18 protein-coding genes are annotated in these 19214 nt (G+C 61.3%); 5 read left to right on the forward strand and 13 right to left on the reverse strand.

Translation table 11 applies throughout. The annotated features are described in order from the left end of the window. Positions 1-39 precede the first annotated feature (39 nt). Entirely contained in the window at positions 40-240 is a 201-nt protein-coding gene (locus P3T43_RS29165) for a hypothetical protein (protein WP_429284467.1), read from the forward strand. A gap of 15 nt (positions 241-255) precedes the next feature. Here P3T43_RS29165 and ggt read toward each other — a convergent pair whose 3' ends face one another. The 7 genes from ggt to P3T43_RS29200 form a co-directional block, all read right to left on the reverse strand. Next, a complete protein-coding gene (gene ggt, locus P3T43_RS29170; protein ID WP_429284468.1) occupies positions 256-1983 on the reverse strand; it encodes a gamma-glutamyltransferase in 1728 nt (575 codons plus the stop codon). A gap of 175 nt (positions 1984-2158) precedes the next feature. After that, positions 2159-3562 carry an MFS transporter gene (locus P3T43_RS29175; protein ID WP_429284513.1) on the reverse strand — a complete coding sequence of 468 codons (1404 nt, stop codon included), beginning with the start codon at positions 3560-3562 and terminating at the stop codon, positions 2159-2161. Positions 3563-3769: 207 nt separating this feature from the next. Further along, on the reverse strand, positions 3770-4183 hold the full coding sequence (locus P3T43_RS29180; RefSeq protein ID WP_429284469.1) for a DUF3597 domain-containing protein: 414 nt from the start codon (positions 4181-4183) through the stop codon (positions 3770-3772). A gap of 481 nt (positions 4184-4664) precedes the next feature. After that, positions 4665-5429 carry an NTP transferase domain-containing protein gene (locus tag P3T43_RS29185; protein ID WP_429284470.1) on the reverse strand — a complete coding sequence of 255 codons (765 nt, stop codon included), beginning with the start codon at positions 5427-5429 and terminating at the stop codon, positions 4665-4667. A gap of 16 nt (positions 5430-5445) precedes the next feature. After that, on the reverse strand, positions 5446-6462 hold the full coding sequence (locus P3T43_RS29190; RefSeq protein WP_429284471.1) for a flippase-like domain-containing protein: 1017 nt from the start codon (positions 6460-6462) through the stop codon (positions 5446-5448). Next, complete coding sequence (locus tag P3T43_RS29195) at positions 6459-7292, reverse strand: HalD/BesD family halogenase (protein WP_429284472.1); 834 nt, start codon at positions 7290-7292, stop codon at positions 6459-6461. Before P3T43_RS29195 ends, P3T43_RS29190 begins: the two co-directional genes overlap by 4 nt. Further along, positions 7289-7972 carry a CDP-alcohol phosphatidyltransferase family protein gene (locus P3T43_RS29200; RefSeq protein ID WP_429284473.1) on the reverse strand — a complete coding sequence of 228 codons (684 nt, stop codon included), beginning with the start codon at positions 7970-7972 and terminating at the stop codon, positions 7289-7291. The genes P3T43_RS29195 and P3T43_RS29200 overlap by 4 nt, the downstream gene beginning before the upstream one ends. Positions 7973-8210: 238 nt before the next feature. On the opposite strand from P3T43_RS29200, the gene P3T43_RS29205 reads away from it, so the two are divergent. Then, complete coding sequence (locus tag P3T43_RS29205; protein WP_429284474.1) at positions 8211-8645, forward strand: hypothetical protein; 435 nt, start codon at positions 8211-8213, stop codon at positions 8643-8645. Between the two features lie 57 nt (positions 8646-8702). Here P3T43_RS29205 and P3T43_RS29210 read toward each other — a convergent pair whose 3' ends face one another. Then, on the reverse strand, positions 8703-9239 hold the full coding sequence (locus P3T43_RS29210) for a hypothetical protein (protein WP_429284475.1): 537 nt from the start codon (positions 9237-9239) through the stop codon (positions 8703-8705). A 622-nt stretch (positions 9240-9861) separates the two neighbouring features. Here P3T43_RS29210 and P3T43_RS29215 point away from each other — a divergent pair. From P3T43_RS29215 to P3T43_RS29225, 3 genes are all read left to right on the forward strand, one after another. Next, positions 9862-11022, forward strand: a complete 1161-nt coding sequence (locus P3T43_RS29215; protein ID WP_429284476.1) for a porin — start codon at positions 9862-9864, stop codon at positions 11020-11022. Between the two features lie 260 nt (positions 11023-11282). Continuing rightward, complete coding sequence (locus tag P3T43_RS29220; protein ID WP_429284477.1) at positions 11283-11624, forward strand: sugar ABC transporter ATPase; 342 nt, start codon at positions 11283-11285, stop codon at positions 11622-11624. Between the two features lie 210 nt (positions 11625-11834). Next, positions 11835-12353 (forward strand): metal-dependent hydrolase, encoded by a 519-nt coding sequence (locus P3T43_RS29225; RefSeq protein ID WP_429284478.1) that lies wholly within the window; start codon positions 11835-11837, stop codon positions 12351-12353. Positions 12354-12599: 246 nt separating this feature from the next. On the opposite strand, the gene P3T43_RS29230 is transcribed toward P3T43_RS29225, so the two are convergent. The 5 genes from P3T43_RS29230 to P3T43_RS29250 form a co-directional block, all read right to left on the reverse strand. Further along, positions 12600-13805, reverse strand: a complete 1206-nt coding sequence (locus P3T43_RS29230; RefSeq protein WP_429284479.1) for a PLP-dependent aminotransferase family protein — start codon at positions 13803-13805, stop codon at positions 12600-12602. 368 nt (positions 13806-14173) lie between these two features. Beyond that, on the reverse strand, positions 14174-15346 hold the full coding sequence (locus P3T43_RS29235; RefSeq protein WP_429284480.1) for an NAD(P)/FAD-dependent oxidoreductase: 1173 nt from the start codon (positions 15344-15346) through the stop codon (positions 14174-14176). A gap of 136 nt (positions 15347-15482) precedes the next feature. Continuing rightward, positions 15483-16982, reverse strand: a complete 1500-nt coding sequence (amaB, locus tag P3T43_RS29240) for an L-piperidine-6-carboxylate dehydrogenase (protein WP_429284481.1) — start codon at positions 16980-16982, stop codon at positions 15483-15485. 239 nt (positions 16983-17221) lie between these two features. After that, positions 17222-17995 carry an alpha/beta fold hydrolase gene (locus tag P3T43_RS29245; RefSeq protein WP_429284482.1) on the reverse strand — a complete coding sequence of 258 codons (774 nt, stop codon included), beginning with the start codon at positions 17993-17995 and terminating at the stop codon, positions 17222-17224. Positions 17996-18230: 235 nt separating this feature from the next. Continuing rightward, positions 18231-19073: an FAS1-like dehydratase domain-containing protein gene (locus tag P3T43_RS29250; protein WP_429284483.1), complete on the reverse strand. Its 843-nt coding sequence runs from the start codon at positions 19071-19073 to the stop codon at positions 18231-18233. Between the last annotated feature and the right edge of the window lie 141 nt (positions 19074-19214).

The raw sequence follows: 19214 nt of genomic DNA on the forward strand, positions 1-19214 counted from the left end.
CGGGATACCGCCGACTTCGATGATGCAGGCGTCCCGCGCGTGACCAGAACGCCCGCGCGTGTGGAAGTTGCCGCAGCGCAACGCAAGCTGGTGTTTGCCGATCGCGACACCCTGCAGCAGTTTATCGATGCCTGCATCACCGCTCGTGAAGAGGCCTTCGGCCTCACGTCGAACCCAGGCCTCTGCGAAGCGGACAAAGAGGCATGGGTGCGCTTTTTCGGCCGGTTTACGGGGCTGTAAAGACCGCCCCGCCCCTCACTGAATCACCCGGGTCACACCGCGGCCGCGCGGATCGGCGGCCGGCTCCGGCGTATCGCCGTTGACCTTGATGACCTGAATATCGCCGCTGAAGTCCTGCCCTTGCAGCTTGTAGCCCTTCGCTTCGATCTGCTCCGCGAGTTCGCCGGTAATGGGCTTGTACGGCTCCCAGAAGATCGTGTTCGGCGGCAGCAACTGGTGGTGGAAGCGCATTGCCGCCACCGCGTCCTGCAGCGGCATATCGAAGTCGTAGACGTTGTTGATCACCTGGAAGATCGACGTGAAGATGCGCGAGCCACCCGGTGTGCCGATCACCAGCGCCACCTTGCCATCCCTGGTCAGGATGGTCGGCGTCATTGACGACAACGGACGCTTCTTCGGTTCGATCGCATTCGCGTCGCTGCCCACCACGCCGAACTGATTCGCGACGCCCGGCTTGGTCGAGAAGTCATCCATTTCGTCGTTGAGCACGATGCCCGTGCCGTCCACCAAGACGCCCGATCCAAAGTAACCGTTGATCGTGTATGTGTTCGAAACCGCGTTACCCCACTTGTCGATCACCGAGAAATGCGTGGTTTCCGCTTTCTCCGGCATCGAAGTACCGAGTCCCGGCTGCACACTCTGCGTATCCGACGGCGTGGTCGGATTGACCTCCGCAGCACGCTTGGCGAGATACGAATCGTCGATCAGCTGCGCGACCGGTACCTTGTAGAAGTCCGGATCGCCGAGGTATTGCGCGCGATCGGCGAATACACGCTTTTCGATTTCCGCGATCAGATGCACGTATTGCGCCGAATTGAGCGGCACGTCCTTGAAGTCGGTCGCGACGTCCTCTTTCATCTTCAGCAACTGCACGAGGCCGATCCCGCCCGAACTCGGCGGCGGTGCGGTGATCACGTGGAAGCCGTTCCAGTTGGCCTCGACCGGCTGACGCCATACGGCCTTGTAGTCGTGCAGGTCTTGCTTCGTGATCAGACCGTGGCCGCGCATCGACGCGGCGATCAGATCGGCCGTTTTGCCGTCGTAGAAGTCCTTGGGGCCCTGACTGGCAATGCGCGTCAGGACAGCAGCGAGATCCGGCTGCTTGAAATTGACGCCCTGTTTCAGGTTGCCGAAGTAAGTATCGAAGTTGGTCTTGCCCGCGAAATCCTTGGCCGAGTCGTCATGGCGCTGCTGCAGTTGCTCGCTCACTTCGAAACCGTCGGTCGCGTACTTGATGGCCGGCGCCAGCACCTGCTTCCACTTCAGCTTGCCGAAACGGTGCTGCGCTTCCCACATGCCTTCGACCGTGCCGGGCACACCCACCGCGCGATAGCCGAACAGGCTCATGCCCTTGATGACGTTGCCCTTGTCGTCGAGATACATGTTCTTGGTGGCAGCGAGCGGCGCCTTCTCACGATAGTCGAGAAAATAAGGCTTGCCGTTCACGTACAGCGTCATGAAGCCGCCACCGCCAATATTGCCGGCTTCCGGATAGGTCACGGCAAGCGTGAAGGCAATGGCCACGGCAGCGTCAACAGCGTTGCCGCCTTCTTTGAAGATCTGCTCTGCAGCGTCCGCGCTGAACTTGTCCGCAACCGCAATTGCCGAGGCGTTGAGAACGGCCGCCTGCGGCTCCGGCGTTTTCGCGTAGACCGGCGCTATTTCGAGGAAGCCGCTCGATACGGTAACAAGTGCGGCGACGGCCAAGGCGCTCGCGGAAAACTTTACTTTGCCCACTGACATCGACTCTCCTCCATGACTATTTTTTAGCTGTGAAGATAACCACTGCCTTAGGCTTATAGCACGCAAAACGGGGGTTTGCGAAGCCACAGACGGTAGTCCTAAGTTCCAGTGCTGAAGTGATTTCTTGCGACTTCTTGCGACTTCAACCCTGTCGATTTCTTAAGCCAGGTTCTGCTCATGCGCGTCCTCTGCCGCCCGAGGCAATTTCATCGCCGCTGCCTGGCGGCAAGCGTGCGGTCACCGGAATGGAGCATAACGAAAACAGCCCGACCACCAGAAACGCGGGCCAGAAATCGGACCACACAATGGCGGGATGTCCCTGCAAATGATGCGAGATCTGCAGGACGAGGCCGCCTATGGTGACGCCGAGCCCCAGCGAAATCTGCTGGATCACGCTCGCCACGCTAGTGGCGCGGCCGATGTCGCGCATGGGAATATCCGCATAGGCGAGCGTATTCAGCGAAGTGAACTGTAGCGACGGAAAGAAACCGCCGAACAACACGACGCACCAGATTGCCCAATGCGGCATGCCCGGGTAAAACAATCCGTAGACGGCGATCGCCACTCCGGCGAAGCACGCATTGACCATCAACACCTTGCGGAACCCAAAGCGCCCCAGCACCCGCGAGGCAACCGTCTTCATGAACATCGAGCCGAAGGCCGACGCGCAGGTAATCGAGCCTGAGATGAAGGCCGTCATGCCGAGGCCTTCCTGCAATGCCAACGGCAACAAAAAAGGCACCGCGCCAAGGCCGATTCGAAACAGCGAGCCGCCCAGCACGCTCGCGTGAAAACTCGGAATGCGCAGCAGGCGCAGGTCGAGCACTGGCAATTCGACCCGGCTTGCGTACAGCCAATAGACGAGCAGCAGCGCAGCGCCCAACACCGTCATACCAAGTGACAGCGTATTCGACACCAACTCTCCGCCGATCAGCGAAACGCCCAGCATAAACAGTGAAGCGCCACTCGCCGACAACACGAAACCGGTCCAGTCGAGACGTCCCGGATGCTCCTCGTGCATGTTGGCGATGTGCCTGTTTGCGAGCCAGATGCCGAGCAAGCCAATCGGGATGTTGATGAAGAAAATCAGCCGCCAATGCAGATATGTAGTGATGAATCCACCGAGCGGCGGTCCGACCACCGGTCCGAGCAACGCAGGTATCGTGAGGTAATTGACGGCACGAATGAATTGCGACTTCGGCAGCGAGCGGAAAATGATGATGCGCCCGACCGGCACCATCAGCGCGCCGCCGAGACCTTGCACGAAACGTGCAAACACAAACGTGCCGAGCGACGTGGAGGCCGCGCACATCAGCGAGCCGGCCATGAAGATACCAATGGCCGTGCGAAACACCGTGCGTGAACCGAAGCGGTCGGCGACCCAGCCGCAGATGGGAATGAACACGCCGAGGCCGATCACATAACTCGTGATGGCAAGCTTGAGGGTGATGGGACTGTGGCCGAGGTCGCGCGCCAGAACGGGGAGCGAGGTCACGATGACCGTACCGTCCACGTTTTCCATGAACATCGCACACGCGACGATCAGCGGAACGATGAATGCACCCAGGGCAAGAGGCATTGGCAGGACGACGGGTGGCGAAGCCGTCGGCATAAAGCCTCGATTATGGCATCGACCCGGCAACAGATGTTGTCAGATTCGCTTACGACGGCAGCATAAAATACGGCCTGTCAGTAGACAGGCCGTGTGGGGTTCATGCCCTGGGCAACCCGCAATGTGTAATGCATAAGGACAGCACGCGTTAGCGAGGTGTCCGCATTACCGCATTCAGGCAGCGAGGTCCGGCGGCAGCTTTCCGCCATTCGCAGCCAGCGCGGCCATGACCTGCTTGTGCAACCAGACGTTCATGCTGGCGGAGTCGTTGGTATCGCCGCTGTACTTGAGTTCCGCGGCGAGTTGCTTGCGATGGTCGAGACTGCTGTCGACGCCAAGCGCCTTCATCGTGTCGACAATCGATACCCGCCAGTTCAGCGTCTGCCCGCTCTCGCTCACGAACTGGTCCATCACGGCGGCGACGTCGATGTCCGTCAGCGGCGCGGGGGCCGGCGCTGCGTCCGGTGCGGCGGCCTGCGCCGCAGCCTGCGCGACGGCAGGATCCGGCGTGGGCTCGACAGCGGGCGCCGGTTGATCGGGCTTCGCCTTGCCGAATAGCTTGTTCACGATCGTGCCGAAAATGCTCATGTTGAATACTCCAATGGGATGGATGGCAAGCGGCAACACCGCACCGCTCCAGAACGCATGCTCTCGGTATGCTAGGAGAAATTTACCCGGGCTACGCTGCCGAATAGTCAAGAATGGTCAAGGCGTCGACGAATGTCCGACGAGGACAGGGGATGGCGGTTAAAGCTGGGCGTTATACGTTTCACGTATCTGTGTTGCCGTTGCGCGAGGCGTTGTCATACATGCGCCGAAACATAACCGGGTTCTATCGCCTTATTCACTTAGTTTTGCGAATCAATTTCTCGAACAGCGTCTTTTTCTTTGCTTCGACGGAGTCACCGCGTGAGGCGAAGCAGGACCGCAAGCTTTGGCGCCTGCAGTGAGCGAAACAACGGGGATCGATCTGGAATGAGGACGCTGCGGCGCGAGTGCGGCCGCCCGCAGGTATCGACTGCATGTGCCGTCACCAAACGGCACATGCGCGTCACAGCAGAAGCGACGGTCAGCGCGGCGCAGTCACCAGCGGCTGCAATTGCGGCAGGATTTCGGCGCGGGCGCGCACGACATCGTTCGGGAAGTCGATTTCGATCCACGGCGAGCCGGTCACGTCGGCGGTATCGAATACCTGGCTGCGCTCGAGCAGCAGATCGCGCACCGCTTCTTCGTGCGGCAAATTCGAGCGGCCGCTTTCGATGTAACCCGCCACGATCTGCGCAAAGCGTTGTGCGGTTTCCTCGCGGAAGCGGAAGAACCCGACTGATTCGCCAATCGTGTCGTATTCGAGATTCACGGCGAGCTGCTTGCGCAGTTCCACCGGCACGCCGTCTTTCAGGCACAGCTTAACGGGCTCGTCGCCCGCTTCGAAATCGCGGTCGATCAGGAGCCGGTTGACGGTTTCGCCCGCCACCAGCGCGCTCAGGATACGTTCGTCATACAGCACGTCGGCGTCCATCAGCAGGACATCGCCGCCACGTTTGAGCGGTTCGGCCACGGTGTGCACCGTCAGCACGCTGCCGAGGTCGAAACGCGGATTGATCACGATCTCGACCGGGTGCGGCCAATTGATGCGCTTCAGCTCAGCCTCGACCAGTCCCGGCTGGAAACCGAGCGCGAGCACGACATCCGTGACGCCAGCGGTTTCGAGCATCTGCAGGTGCCGTTCGAGCAGGCTGACGCCGTCGAACTGCAGCAGGCATTTCGGGAACTGTTCCCCCGGCGGGAGCTGGAGACGCAGGCCAAGGCCCGCAGCGAGAATAATGGCACGCATGCGCGGTCCCTTTTTATTAAAAGTACGGTTTGTCGACAGCCGGCACATGCGTCGTGCGCCGACGCTGCCAGTTTCTTTCACTGAAATGCAGATACAACAGGCCAGGCAAACCCAGCAGCAGCTCGCGAGCGCGCTTGGCCAGCGACAACGCGAGCGCCGCATCAGGCGGCAAGCCGACGAGCGGTGCGAGCAGCAGATAGCCGCCCTCCTGCACGCCGAGGGAGCCGGGAATCGCGAACGCTGCGCCGCGAATCGCCTGACCCAGGCTTTCGAGCAGCAGCGCGTCCACCCAGCTCACCGGATGGCCGAGGAAGCGTAGCGCGAGCCACACTTCCACCGTGCCCACGATCCAGCCAACCAGACTCAGCGCAAAGCTCGCCAGCACGCGGCCACGTTCCCGATAGAGGGCCTGCACGGCGCCATCGACGGCATCGGCGCGCATCGTCAACACTGACCAGTCGCGCTTGCCGAATACCTTCGAGACGACTCGCAAAAGCCGCCCGAACAGGCCGCGCCGTTGCGCGAAGAAGAACAGCGCAATCAGCCCGGCGAGTATAGCGGTGGCAATAAACGTTGCGGTGCGCAAGTCATGCAGCGCGCCTTGCGCCGCGTAAGCGCCGAATAGCAGCAGGCCGAGCACGGCGAACACGATTTGCGCGAGCGCCTGCAGCGTGGTGCTGACGGTGATCGCCGCCGCCGCGTCGCGCATGCGCATGCCGTGCTGCGTGAGTTGCCGCACGATCACCACCGGACCGCCGATCTGACCGGCCGGCAGCAGGCTGTTGACCGACTCGCCGGTCCAGCGCGCGAGCACGGTATGACGCGCGGCCACGCCGTCGCGCTGACGGTCGATCAGCACGGCGATCGCCGCCGAATCCAGCACCAGCGGCACCAGATGGAACGCGGCCACCAGCGCGAGCCCCCAGCCCGCGGCCAGCAGCGTCGAGGTGACCGAACCCAGACCCTGCCAGGCGAGCAGCGCGACGAACAGCGCGACGCCGATCGACAGCAGAATGACAGCCGCGCGAGTCATTGCGCCGCCCCTTTGCCCCGGGTCATCTGACGAAAAACCTGGCGAAAGCCGAAATACGCGATCGCGTCTTTCAGGTTCGAGATGAGACGCCGCCACGGACGCATGTTCGGGTCCGTGACGTATTCGAATGTCAGCGAGACGCGGAACTCATTGGCGCCCGCCGGCGTGATGCGATGGCGCAACTTGTCGCCGTCGAAAAACACCAGCCCGCCGGGCGGGATCTGCACCGAGCCGGGCTCGTCGGGGACGTCCGGGTTACGGGTGTGCAACTCGTAGTCGAGACGGCACGACGATTCGTCGATCACACCGAGCAGCAGCGTATAGCGGCGGCCGTCGTAGTACGACGTGTCGTAATGCCAGCCGATGTGGTCGCCCGGCCGCGTGTAGTAATAGAGCGCGTAGGCGTGCGGGTCGTCAGGGGGCGACACCATCAGCTTGTCGCCGCTCAGCCGCTCCAGCCAGCCAATCAGCTCTTTCGAGCGATACAGCTCGGCAATGAACGGCGCGAGCCGGTCGATCGTGTGACGACTGACGCTGCCGCCCTGCTTGTGACCAGGCAGGTAGTTACGATTCACCTCGTCGAGCAGCGCGCGGGCGCTATGCACGAGCTGCGCGGTCACCTCGGGCGCGAGGAAATCTTCCATGTAGAGGAAGGCGCCCTGATCGGCGAAATCTCTGGAGAGCTGCGCGGTGTCGAACTGGCGCGTGCGGCCGGCAACCGCACCGTCCGCCTCGGGGATGATCGGGTGGGCCTCTACAGACGCTGACGTGGCGATGACGCGATCGGAAGAGGCTGACGCGAACACATCGTCTTCGGCCTGCGTACTCATGGACTAACCTGCATTGAACTGGGTTCGGCGGCGGGGACCACCATACGGCGCAGCGCGCGGCGGAAGTCCACGATCACCCAGAGGGCAAAAAGCGGCGCGCCGATCGAGGCGGCCACGACAAACGGCGTAACGATTCCGAAGAGCGTGACGAGCGGCAGCAGATACAGCACGTCTTCGGTCTCGAAGCCGGCCAGCGAGGCCTGTTTGGTGCCCGCCTTGCCTTCCATGTCCTCGATCCGCATGCGCAGAAAGAAAATCGCCGCGACCGCCACACCGGCAAGGCCGCCGAGCACTACGCCCGGCACAGCGCGCTCGCCGCCATGAACGACGCCCATGCCCAGCCCCATACCGACAAACAGCAGAACAGTCACCAGCGCATCGCATGCGAGATCGTAAAAATGACCGATACGACTCGACTTGCCGCTGATGCGCGCAAGTTCACCGTCCGTGTGATCGACGAAGTTGGACAAAACGATGAGCAGCGCGCCCGCGTTGGTCCACGCAAATCCCCCGCGCGCGAGGCACAGCGCGCCCGCGAGGCCGATCAGCAGACGCAGCGTGGTGAGGTGATTGGGCGTGACAAACGTATCCACGAGCGGCGTCACGAGCCGGCGAGCGAGCTTCGCGTCCCACGTTTTCGGGACAGGAACGTTTTCTACGGATGATGGTCGAGAATTCATAACCCGGAAATATATACGGTTACGGGAAACCTTGCTGTTTTCCGAGACAATTTCCCCGGCCACCCTTGACAGAACGGGCCTGCAGCAAAAATACGCGAACGTTGGTAAAGTGCGAGTCCAATTACGCCTGTAACGCGATGTAATCCAACTTGCAGCCCGATATGGCAGCGACTTTACCCTCTGGCCCCTTGCCTGCCCCGTTGCGAACTTGCCACTGTGCACGCGTAACCCGAAGTTTATGAAACACGTTTTTTGTTCCATTCTCCTCGCCCTGTCTGCAGCGGCATTGCCGCTCGCGTGCCATGCGAGCGAGCTCGACGCGCCGCTCGCGTGTAACGAGTCCGGCCATCAGTTCATTGCGGATCTTGCCCAGCAGCAATTGATCGAGACCACGCCAATGCGTGTCGAGAAAAATTCGATCAATGCCTTCCGGCCCGTCAAAGGGGCAGAACTGCGCGCCTTTGGCTTTCACGTGTTCGCGGTGGTTGGATTCGAGAAAGACGATCCGATGTTCCGCAACGGCGACGGCGAACCGCTAGCCAGTTCGGCCTACGGCGTCGTGGTATTCGGCGGCGACGCGAGCGTGCAGGACGCCGTCACCCAGGCCGGCAGCAACGCGATCGTGCATCACGTCGGGCCGCATATCACCGCGATTTTCTGCAAGATTCGTTGAAGTGGAAAACGCGGCGCACGGCCGGCTCCGGCACGCCGCACTTATTTCACTGTGCCCTTAGCCCGGCCGACGAAAGCCGTTTTCGACCCAAGCCGCGGCGTTCGCCTTGCCTAGCTTGAAGTTGGGCGCCACTTTCACTTGCGCGAGCTGCTCGCCGAAGGCGTCGAACGCAGTCAGCAGCGCGTAGGGATCGTCCTCGCTCGGCACGATGTCGAGCGTGATCTCCAGCTCACCGTCGCCAGACGCCGATTCCACCGTCACGCGCTTATGCAGCATGGCGTGCAATTGCTGCTCGTGCCGACGCAGCACCTCCGACGCTGTCTTCACTAATGTATTGAAAGCACCCGTGTCGAGCGGCTTCGGATTCTTCTTGTCGCGCCCCATGGTCCACGGCCCCACCAGAGCGGGTTCCGGCTCGCCGTCCTTGATCATCTCCACTGCCCAGCCGTCGTCGTCCTCGTTCTTGATGACGCGCGCCGTCCAGCCGTCGTCACGCCACAAGCGCGCATCGTGCTGGGTCTCGGGCAGTTCGGGAAGTTCTTCCGTCGCGGGATCGGCAGCGGTGGCGGGCGATGGAAGCGGGGTATCGGTCATTGCAGGGTCACTCAGGTTCGGAACAGATGGGCCAAGACAAGCACCGGATTCTACCCGCCCCCGCTGCCGCGAGGGACGCCCTACCCCAAACGGCCAGCACCGCCGATTATTGCGGTTTTCAAAAAAAACTATTTCTCGATTAGAGGGAACTTATAATCGAATTTAATACAGAATAAAAAAACGCGGCCCGAAGGCCGCGTATAAACAGATGAAAAAAAGACGCCCTGGTCAAGGGGCAGACGGATTGTAAAGCCAGTGGCTGGAAGTAATCACCGCATCGTCCGGAATAGTCTCTTTCGTAAAATTGAAAGATATAAATTTAGTGTTACATTTGTAATTGATAAATCGCTCAGCGGCCACGGGCGGGCGTCGCGCGAGTGCAACAAAAAAAACATTGACAGACTCCTCGCGAATTTCCACGAGACGCAAAATCGCTTTATTTACACGCACTTAGGGAAATAAAATCCAGCATTCCCGATTCAGGAAAGTATTGTTGCGTGAGATAGGGTTAATCAATTCATCAGGGGGAATACACTTCGCTCCGAATCCTCAGGCGGCCAGTGGTATCGGCGCTAAGCCCTGTCAGGCGATTCTCTACGGACTGTCTCGGAGTTTATAAAGCATGAAAAAAACCCTCATCATCGCGGGCATCATGGGCGCGTTCGCCATCAACGCTCACGCACAAAGCAGCGTCACGTTGTACGGCACACTGGACGCGGGTCTCGTGTACTCGAACAACCAGGGTGGCCACAACAACTGGCAACAAGGTAGTGGCTCGGTTTCGGACACGTACTTCGGCCTGCGCGGCAGCGAAGACCTCGGCGGTGGCCTGCATGCCATCTTCACGTTGGAGAGCGGCTTCAACATCAACAGCGGCAAGTTCAGCGAAAGCAACACGCTGTTCAACCGTCAAGCTTTCGTCGGTCTGCAAAGCGACCAGTACGGTACGCTGACGCTCGGCCGTCAATATGACTCCGTGGTCGACTATCTCGGCCCGCTGTCGCAAGCAGGTTCGGGCTACGGCAACAACCTCGCCGCCCACCCGTTTGACAACGACAACCTGGACAACTCGTTCTCGATCAAGAACGCGGTCAAGTACCAGAGCGCGAACTACTCCGGTTTCCGCTTTGGCGGCTTGTACGGTTTCAGCAACGACGCTGGCCAGTTCGCGAACAACCGTGCATATAGCGCAGGCGCTTCGTACACCAACGGTGGCTTGAACGTCGCTGCGGCTTACCTGCAACTGAACAACTCGCTGGGCGGCACGAACCTGAGCGGCGGCGCAGTGTCGTCGGGCGACGGCAACAACGCCAACCTGACGGCTGCCCAACAACGCACGTACGGCGTGGGCGCGAACTACGCGTTCGGCCCGGCGACGGTTGGCCTGCTGTACACCCACACGCAAGACGACAACCTGATTGCTGGCAATCAGGGCGGCGTGGGCTTCACGGTTCCGACGGGCACGAATCTGCACCTCGACAACTATGAAATCAACGGTAAGTACGCTCTGACGCCGGCTCTGAGCCTGAACGGCGCGTACACGTTCACGGACGGCAAGGCGACGGGCGGCACGACTTCGGGCGATCCGAAGTGGCACACCGTTTCGCTGCAAGCTGACTACTCGCTCAGCAAGCGCACCGACGTTTACGTGGAAGGTGTGTACCAGCACGCTTCGGGTCAACTCGGCGATGGTAGCGCGAACGTCGCTATGATCAACACGCTGTCGCCGTCGTCGTCCGGCAACCAGGTGGCAGCGACCGTGGGTCTGCGTCACCGCTTCTAATGAAGCTGCGGGCCGGACCAACCAGTCCGGTCTGTTGAAAAACGCGCGCGTGACACAATCACGCGCGCGTTTTTTTATGCTCAAAACGTCTTCGCATTGTTCGAACGGCCGCATGCACGCGGCTATACTGGGATCACACGCATTCCGCGCCGTTCAGTCGCTATGTGTCCATCGCGACTGAACGGCAGCTTCGTCGCGGAGCACCTGTTCCGCCCGTGCCCCTGTTCCCATAGTCAGTCGGGAACACTGACGATCCGATCATGAAAAAACTTCTTTTACTCGCTCCCGCCGCTCTCGTACTTGCCGCCTGTGGATCGTCTGGTCCCGCGCGAGATGCTTCGCAGCCGCTGGTCTTCGTGACATCGCAGCGCACGCCGTCTTACATCACCGAATGCCTCGAAGGCCGTCTGTCGCGCGTGCGGGCCTCGTCGGTGGGCGGGGCGACCGAACTCGCCGTTGGGTCCAGCTCGGATACGGCTTACTTCGTCACATTGACACCGGTCAGTGCCGGTTCCGTAATCAAGGTGATGCGACCTGCCAATGCGCCGGACGATCCGCCGGAACCTGAGATGCGCTTTGATATCGCGCGCTGCGCGACGTAAGAGGCAAGCGGCTTGCCTCGGGCTTGTCGCTCGTCCTTCGTCCCTTGTTCTGCAGCGGTCTTCGTCCACGATGAACCAATGAGTACCAAGCGTTAAGTCATTGGCGCCGCGCCTGCATAGCACGCGCGGCGCTGTCTTTTTGCGCGGGCATCTGCGAACATAGCCGCCCCTTGTATTCAGACAGCGCGCGCGTGGCGTGGCGCAACTTCAATGGCATCAAACAAAGCACATCACGCGACCGGCTTCGCGGCCGGCGTCATCGCCGCCGCGATCATTGCGCACAGCAGCGCGAACGGCCCCTTCCACTTGTGCGTGTTGTTGAGCTTCATGGCGGCGGTGGCGGGCGGCACGGCGCCGGACTGGATGGAAGTGGCGTGGTGGTCGCGCAAGCGGCGCCTATGGATCACGCATCGCACTGTCACGCATTGGGGTATTGGCTGGATCGCGCTGCTGGTGTTTTCTTATCACGAACTCGCGCATCATCAGGCGCTCGCTGCGCTCGCCTTCGGCTTCGCTTGCGGTGGTTTGATGCATTTACTCGCGGACTGGCCGAATCCGCTCGGCGTGCCGTGGATCGCCGGACGTCACTCGCTCAACTGGTGGAATAGCGGGCACTGCGATCTGCTGGTCGTGGGCGCTTCGTGGGTGGCTGCGGGGTTTATCGCCGACCATGTCTGGCTGCATGGTCTACATGGTTTTGCGCTGTTGCAGCACCTGCGTGTTGGGTAAGCGGTTATCAACATAAATTGTTCGCAAGCCTGTGGATATCCTGCGGACTCGTCACTCAAGTGGTTGATCGCATAGGGATTGTTGATGCTGCTTCAGAAGCGCTTATCCTGACTTTCAGTGCCGCCTCGCGCAACGGACCCGATCTTATCAACAGATAACGTTCATAAGCCTGTGGATATCCTGCGCACTCATCACCCAAGTGTTTGAACGTATTGAAATTCGCAGTACTGCTCGCACTGCAACACCTCACGCTGCGCCAAAAATCTCAAGCGCCCGCTTCAGCCGCAGCACACCTTCTTCGATGTCGCTCACACCCGGCGCCGCGAACGACAAACGCAGCGACGCAAGATCCACGTTGTCCTTATAGAAAGCCACGCCCGGCACGAACATGACGTTCTGCTCGATAGACGCCTTCAGATAAGCCGACGCGTCACCGTCATTGGCAAGCCGGCCCCACACGAACATCCCACCGGCCGGACGATGAAATGCAATCTTGCCCTTCATTTCCGTTTCCAGCGCATCACACAGCGTCGAACACTTCAGCGCGTACGCCGCGATGGTGTTCGGCAGATGCGCTTCGAGCGCACCGCTTGCGAGGTATTGCGCCGCGATCGCCTGAGTCCATGGCGAGCTGCAAAGATCCACGGTCTGTTTCGCAACGACACAACGTCTGAGAATCTCCGCATGCGCAACGGTCCAGCCCACCCGCAAACCAGGCGCTACGATCTTCGACAGACTCGAGAAATGCACGACCCAGTCGCGCGAGCCGGGCACCTCGGCGCTCAAAGCAAGCAGTGAGGGCAAAGCCTCGCCCGCAAAGCGCAGATCGCCATACGGATCGTCCTCGACTACCAGAAAGCGATAGCGCGCTGCCAGCTTCAGCAACGCAACGCGCCGCTCGTATGAGAGCGTCGCGCCCGTGGGATTGGCGAAAGTCGGCACCGTGTACAACAGCTTCGGCGAACGCTTAAGCGTGCCCGCTTCGAGCAGCGCAGCAAGCGCGGCTACGTCGAGGCCGTCCTGATCGACCGGCAGCGTCACCACCTCGGCCTGCTGCAACTTCAGCGCCTGCAGCGTGGCCGGATAAGCAGGCTGCTCGACCAGCACCACGTCCCCAGCACCCACCAGCACCCGCAGCAGCAAATCGAAGCCCTGCTGCGACCCGGTCGTCACCAGCAGTTCCTGCGGGGTACAGGGCGTGCCGCGACGCGTCATCAATTGGGCAAGTTCCTCTTTCAGAACCGGCAAGCCGTCAGTCGGACCGTATTGCAAACAGAGCGTCGTTTGCTGCGAAGCGCGCGAAGAAGCCGCATCGAGGCCCGCGCGATCGAACAGATCGCTGGCTGGATAACCACCCGCGAACGAAATCATGCCTGGCTGACCCAGGTACTTGAACAGCTCACGAATCGGCGAACCTGTCGGTGCTTCGAACGGAGGGGTGAACGTGAACATGGTGTCGTGGCGGTTGGATTGGTTTATCCGGCGTAGCCTGAGCGGCGCGTGCTGGTTCGTGGCCGCGAGCCGGAACTGACCTCGATTGTGGTCAGCAACCGCACATGCAGCAACCGATATCTAATCACTACCTGTTGAGTTTTCGGAATCATCGGGCTGTGCGATGCGACGGGTCGCAAACTCACGTGTGCGGATATTGCGGGCCTGCGGCTACGCATGGCGCATGGCGCATGGCGCATGGCGCGCACGAGAATACGCAGGAATCCAGCGCGTAAAAGCAAAAAAGCCCGGCAAGGGACCGGGCAACCTACTGCATCCACCTAAGGGGACTTAGCGGATCTGGCGCAATGCAGGCGCGATCAGGGTGCCTAAACCACATTCTTTTCGACGATCGGCCGGTTCTCGAGCACCCGCTCGAAACTCAGCGACGCCAGGTCCAGCGTCGTATAGCGTCCATGCAGGATCAATTCGCTTACGCCACGACCGGTTGCCGGCCCCTGCTGCAGACCATGGCCGCTAAAGCCATTGGCGAAGATGCAGTTGTCGACATCCGGATGGTGGCCGATGATCGCGTTCTGGTCCAACACGTTGTATTCGTAGTAGCCCGACCAGCAACTCTGCACGCGCAACGCTTCGAATTGCGGTACACGATGCGCGAGCGTCGGCCAGATCACCTCGTCGAAGAGCGCGTGATCCACTTCGTCGAGCGGCAAATCGTCCGGGTCGTTGTCGGCGCCCGGCGAGGTGCCGCAAATGAACGATTGGCCTTCCGGACGGAAATAGACCCCGGTTGGATCGATCAGCAGCGGGCAACGTTCGAGGTGTGCCGGCGAGCTAACGTTGAAGATACTGCGGCGGCGCGCGAACACCGGAATGTCGATCCCTACCATCGCCGCCAGCTTGCGCGACCACGCTCCGGCCGCGTTCACCAGCACATCGCAGGCATACGACTCGCCGCTGGCCGTGGTCACTTGCGTGACGCGCTTGCCGTTACGCTGCGCGGCCACGACGTCGTCGGCCACATAGTGTGCGCCGAGTGCCTGCGCTTTCTTGCGCAAGGCCTGCACGAGTCCGTAACCGTCGAACCAGCCTTCGCCGCTCTCGCCAAAGGCGCCGGCAACCAGGTCCTCGGTATTGAGCCAGGGGAAACGTGCCTGCAGCGCGGTTTTGTCGAGCAGACTGATGTCGGCGCCGAGACTCTTTTGCAACGCGTGATTCTCGCGCAGGGTCGATTCACCGACCGGGGTGGCGAGGAACAGATAGCCGCCTTCGTGCAGATCGATGGACGGCTTCGTACCATCGATCTCCAGCCGCTCGCCAATCGAACGCAAAAACTCGATGCCGAACAGCGACATCTGGATCGACAGCGGTGTCGAAAATTGCTGGCGGATCGACGCGGCGGACAACGCCGACGACGAGCGCGCATAGGTTGGATCGCGCTCGATCACCGTGACGCTGACCGTCGGGTCCGACGCACGCAAAAAATACGCAATCGAGCTGCCGATCACGCCACCACCGACGATTACGACTTTCGAGGTCACGGCTTTTCCACCTTAGGCAGGCGCCGGCCACGTGAGCACGCGGCCGGTCGAACACGGGTTTAGAGGGACTACCGGCTTGGTCAACGCGGCGCACGCCCAACTCAGGCTTATCCGCTGAGCGCACGCCATCCCGCTGTCAGGCGATATTGAAGTCGATGCCCTGCGCCAGCGGCAATGCCGACGAATAGTTGACCGTGTTGGTCGCGCGGCGCATATAAGCCTTCCACGCATCCGAGCCCGACTCGCGGCCGCCGCCCGTCTCTTTCTCGCCGCCGAACGCGCCGCCGATTTCCGCACCGCTCGGTCCGATGTTCACGTTGGCAATGCCGCAGTCGCTGCCGGCCGCCGACAGGAAACGCTCCGCTTCACGCAGATCGTTGGTGAACACGCAGGACGACAGGCCGTGCACCGCCGCGTTGTTCGCTTCGACCGCATCCGCGAAATCCGTATAGCGCAGCACGTAGAGAATCGGCGCGAAGGTTTCCTTCAGCACCACGGCCGTTTGCGACGGCATTTCAACCAGCGCCGGACGCACGTAGTGACCGCCTTCGTAACCCTTCACATCGACACGCTCGCCGCCGAACACCTTGCCGCCTTCCGCGACAGCCTGCTGCAATGCTTCCTGCATGCGGGCGAACGATTGCTTGTCGATCAGCGGGCCCATTAGCGTGCCCTTTTCGAGCGGGTTGCCGATCGGCACCTTGTTGTAGAGCTGCTTGAGGCGTTCGACGGTCTGGTCATACACGCTGTCGTGTACGAACAGGCGGCGCAACGACGTGCAGCGCTGGCCGGCGGTACCCACGGCCGAGAACAGAATGCCGCGCAAGCTGAGTTCCGGATCGGCGCTCTGCGCGACGATGCCGGCATTGTTGCCACCCAGTTCGAGCAGCGAGCGGCCGAAACGCTTCGCCACTTCCACGCCGACCGTACGGCCCATTTCCGTGCTGCCGGTTGCGCTGACGATCGACGCACGCGGATCGGCGACGAGCTTCGCGCCCACGTCGCGGCCACCGGTGATCAACGCCGTCAGCCCTTGCGGCGCGTCGCCGAATTCCTTCAGCGCGTCGCTCAGGATCTGATTGACGGCAAGCGCGGTGAGCGGCGTCTTTTCGGACGGCTTCCAGATCACCGCGTTGCCGCACACCAGCGCCAGCGCCGCGTTCCACGACCACACGGCAGCCGGGAAATTGAATGCGGAAATCACGACGCAGGTGCCCATGGGATGCCACGATTCCGCCATGCGATGGCCGGGACGCTCAGAGGCAATGGTCAGACCGTACAACTGGCGCGACAGGCCGACCGCGAAGTCGCAAATGTCGATCATTTCTTGCACTTCGCCCAACCCTTCCTGCAGGATCTTGCCGGTTTCGAGCGTGATGATGCTGCCAAGCGCCTGCTTTTTCTCGCGCAGACGGTTGCCGAGCAAACGCACCAGCTCGCCGCGGCGCGGTGCCGGGACGTTGCGCCATGCATTGAATGCCTGTTTCGCATTGGCGAGCGCCATGTCGACGTCCGCTACGGTATTGCCGGCCACACGGCCGATGAGCTCGCCGGTGATCGGCGAATGAACCGCGATGTCGCCGGCTTGCGCCGCTTGGGCGATGCCGAGATCGGCGAGGATGGTCGAAGCGTTCATAAGAAGAATCCCTTATATTTCCAATGCGAAACAAGAGTAAGTTCGGAAACTATACACGCGGGGTTTTGTGGCGGCAAGCGCAATCGCGGCGGCCCACGCGGGCATATCGGCTGTTTATCTATTACGCCGGGCTCTTTGGGGCTCGAATCGTATGACAGGTAAGCCTTTACGCCAGCGTGGTCCGCAGCGGGCGGCGGGTCGGGCAGGCCCCATCTTGTTTCTTATTGGAAAATGGATGCTCACGCGAACGCCAGCAACTTGCCAGCCAACGCCTCCGGCGCGCTAATCATCGCATCGTGCCCAGTTGCGATTTCATCCCAGGCCCAGTCCGTTTGCGTCCTGACGAAATCGCGGCTGCTTTGCAGCGCTTCGTACACGGGATCGACGCACTGGATATACACCTTCGGCAGCGAGCCGCCAGGCGGCCCCTTGAGGACTATGGGATCGTCGAAGGTCTTTAATGGATGCGGCGTGCAATAGCGCTCGAGCAATGCCACCTGGTTTGCTTCAAACACGCCGAACGCGCTCGCGGGCGGCACGGGGATGGTGAGCCCGTTGCTGGTGTCCATCGCGGCCTTCGTGCGCGCGGCTACGATCTCCGGCGGCAACCGCGAGAAGGCGCTCTCCCCGGCGGATAGCACGACCGCATCGAGAAACACCAGTTGACGAATTCGCTGCGGTATACGCTCGGCAGCGCCCACCAGCGTCACGCCGCCAAAACTGTGCCCCACGAGAATCACGTCGGACAGATCGTGACTCTCGAATATATCGACGACGTCCTGAATGAACACCTGCAGATCGATGTCCGGTGAAACCAGATGCGCCCGGTCACCGAGCCCACTCAGCGTTGGCGTCAATACCCGATGCCCGTGCGAGCGCAATATCGCCGCGACCTCGTCCCAGCACCAGCCGCCATGCCAGGCGCCATGAATGAGCACATACGTGCTGGATCTTGCGGCGCCCTTCACGCCGGTTACGGCGTCAGTGCTTGCCGCGCCTGCTTTCTCGGACATAGCCCGTTTCCCCTCGCTCGCGACACGACATGTGTGTCCGGAACCCCAAGCTTATCTCTGCCGCACCGCGCTGGAAAGTCGGCCGAACGGCCTATCGCGCTTACCTCGCGCCAGACGCTACACTGCACCACGCATTCGGAATGTGCGAACAGGAGCAGCGCGACATCAGGTGGCGCGATCGAAGCAATCCGCGCGCAGAACGGCAGTCCGACGCTCCAGCACTTTCGCATTCAGTTCACGCCAGTGCGGCGGTTGCACGCATCGTCAAATGCCCCTCGTGGTCTTTGGCCCATAGTTCGACGGTCTTGCCATCGTCCGACGGTTTGCCGCACACCGTGAACGGCCGGTTGGCGAAGGTGGGCCGCAGCGCCTTGAAGGCGAAGCTTTGCAGCGTGGCGTCGGGCAGTTCGCGGCGCACGAGGTCGACCAGCAACGTGGCGATCAGCGGACCATGCACAAGCAGATCCGGATAGCCCTCGATCTGCGTGACGTAGGGATAGTCGTAATGGATTCGATGGGCGTTGAAGGTCAGCGCCGAATAGCGGAACAGCAACACGGGGTCGGGCAGGATGGTCCGCCGCCACGTTTCCCCGTCCGGCGCCGGCGCCGCTTTTGGCGGAACCGCATCGGGATGCGGTGCATCGCGATAGACGACGTCATGCTCTTCCTCGATCTTCAGTTCATCGGCGACTTCAATGGTGTGCTGCACGGTCACGAATACGAGGCGTCCCGAGCGCCCGGTTTTGTCCTCGATATTCGCAATCGTCGAAGTGCGGATGGCACGCTCACCCACCTTCAGCGGCGCATGAAACGTGACGCGTCCACCGGCCCACATGCGGCGTGGCAGCGGCACCGGAGGCAGGAACTCGCCGCGCTTCGGATGCCCGTCCGGACCCGCCTCCCCGAGGGGCGAAATGGGCAGGAAATACAGCCAGTGCCATAGCGGCGGTACGATGTCGTCCGGCTGGGTTTGATCCAGCGTCGCTGCCAGCGCTCTCAGCGGAAAGGCCGTGATGGGGTCTTTCGCGACCTCCTGTTTTTCGAGCCAACTGTCGAGATTCTCGGCTGAAGCAGACATGTGCGGCACTCCCGAAGGCTTGATAGGGACCTGCTATGAACCTCGCCGCACATGCCGCGAAGTTCGCACTTCTAAAGTAGCGCTTTGGTTTTGCTTGAGACAGCGCCGGATTCCGTCGAATTTTCGTCGAATTGGAGAGCA

This window comes from Paraburkholderia sp. GAS41 (genome assembly GCF_050436545.1).
GTDB lineage: Bacteria > Pseudomonadota > Gammaproteobacteria > Burkholderiales > Burkholderiaceae > Paraburkholderia.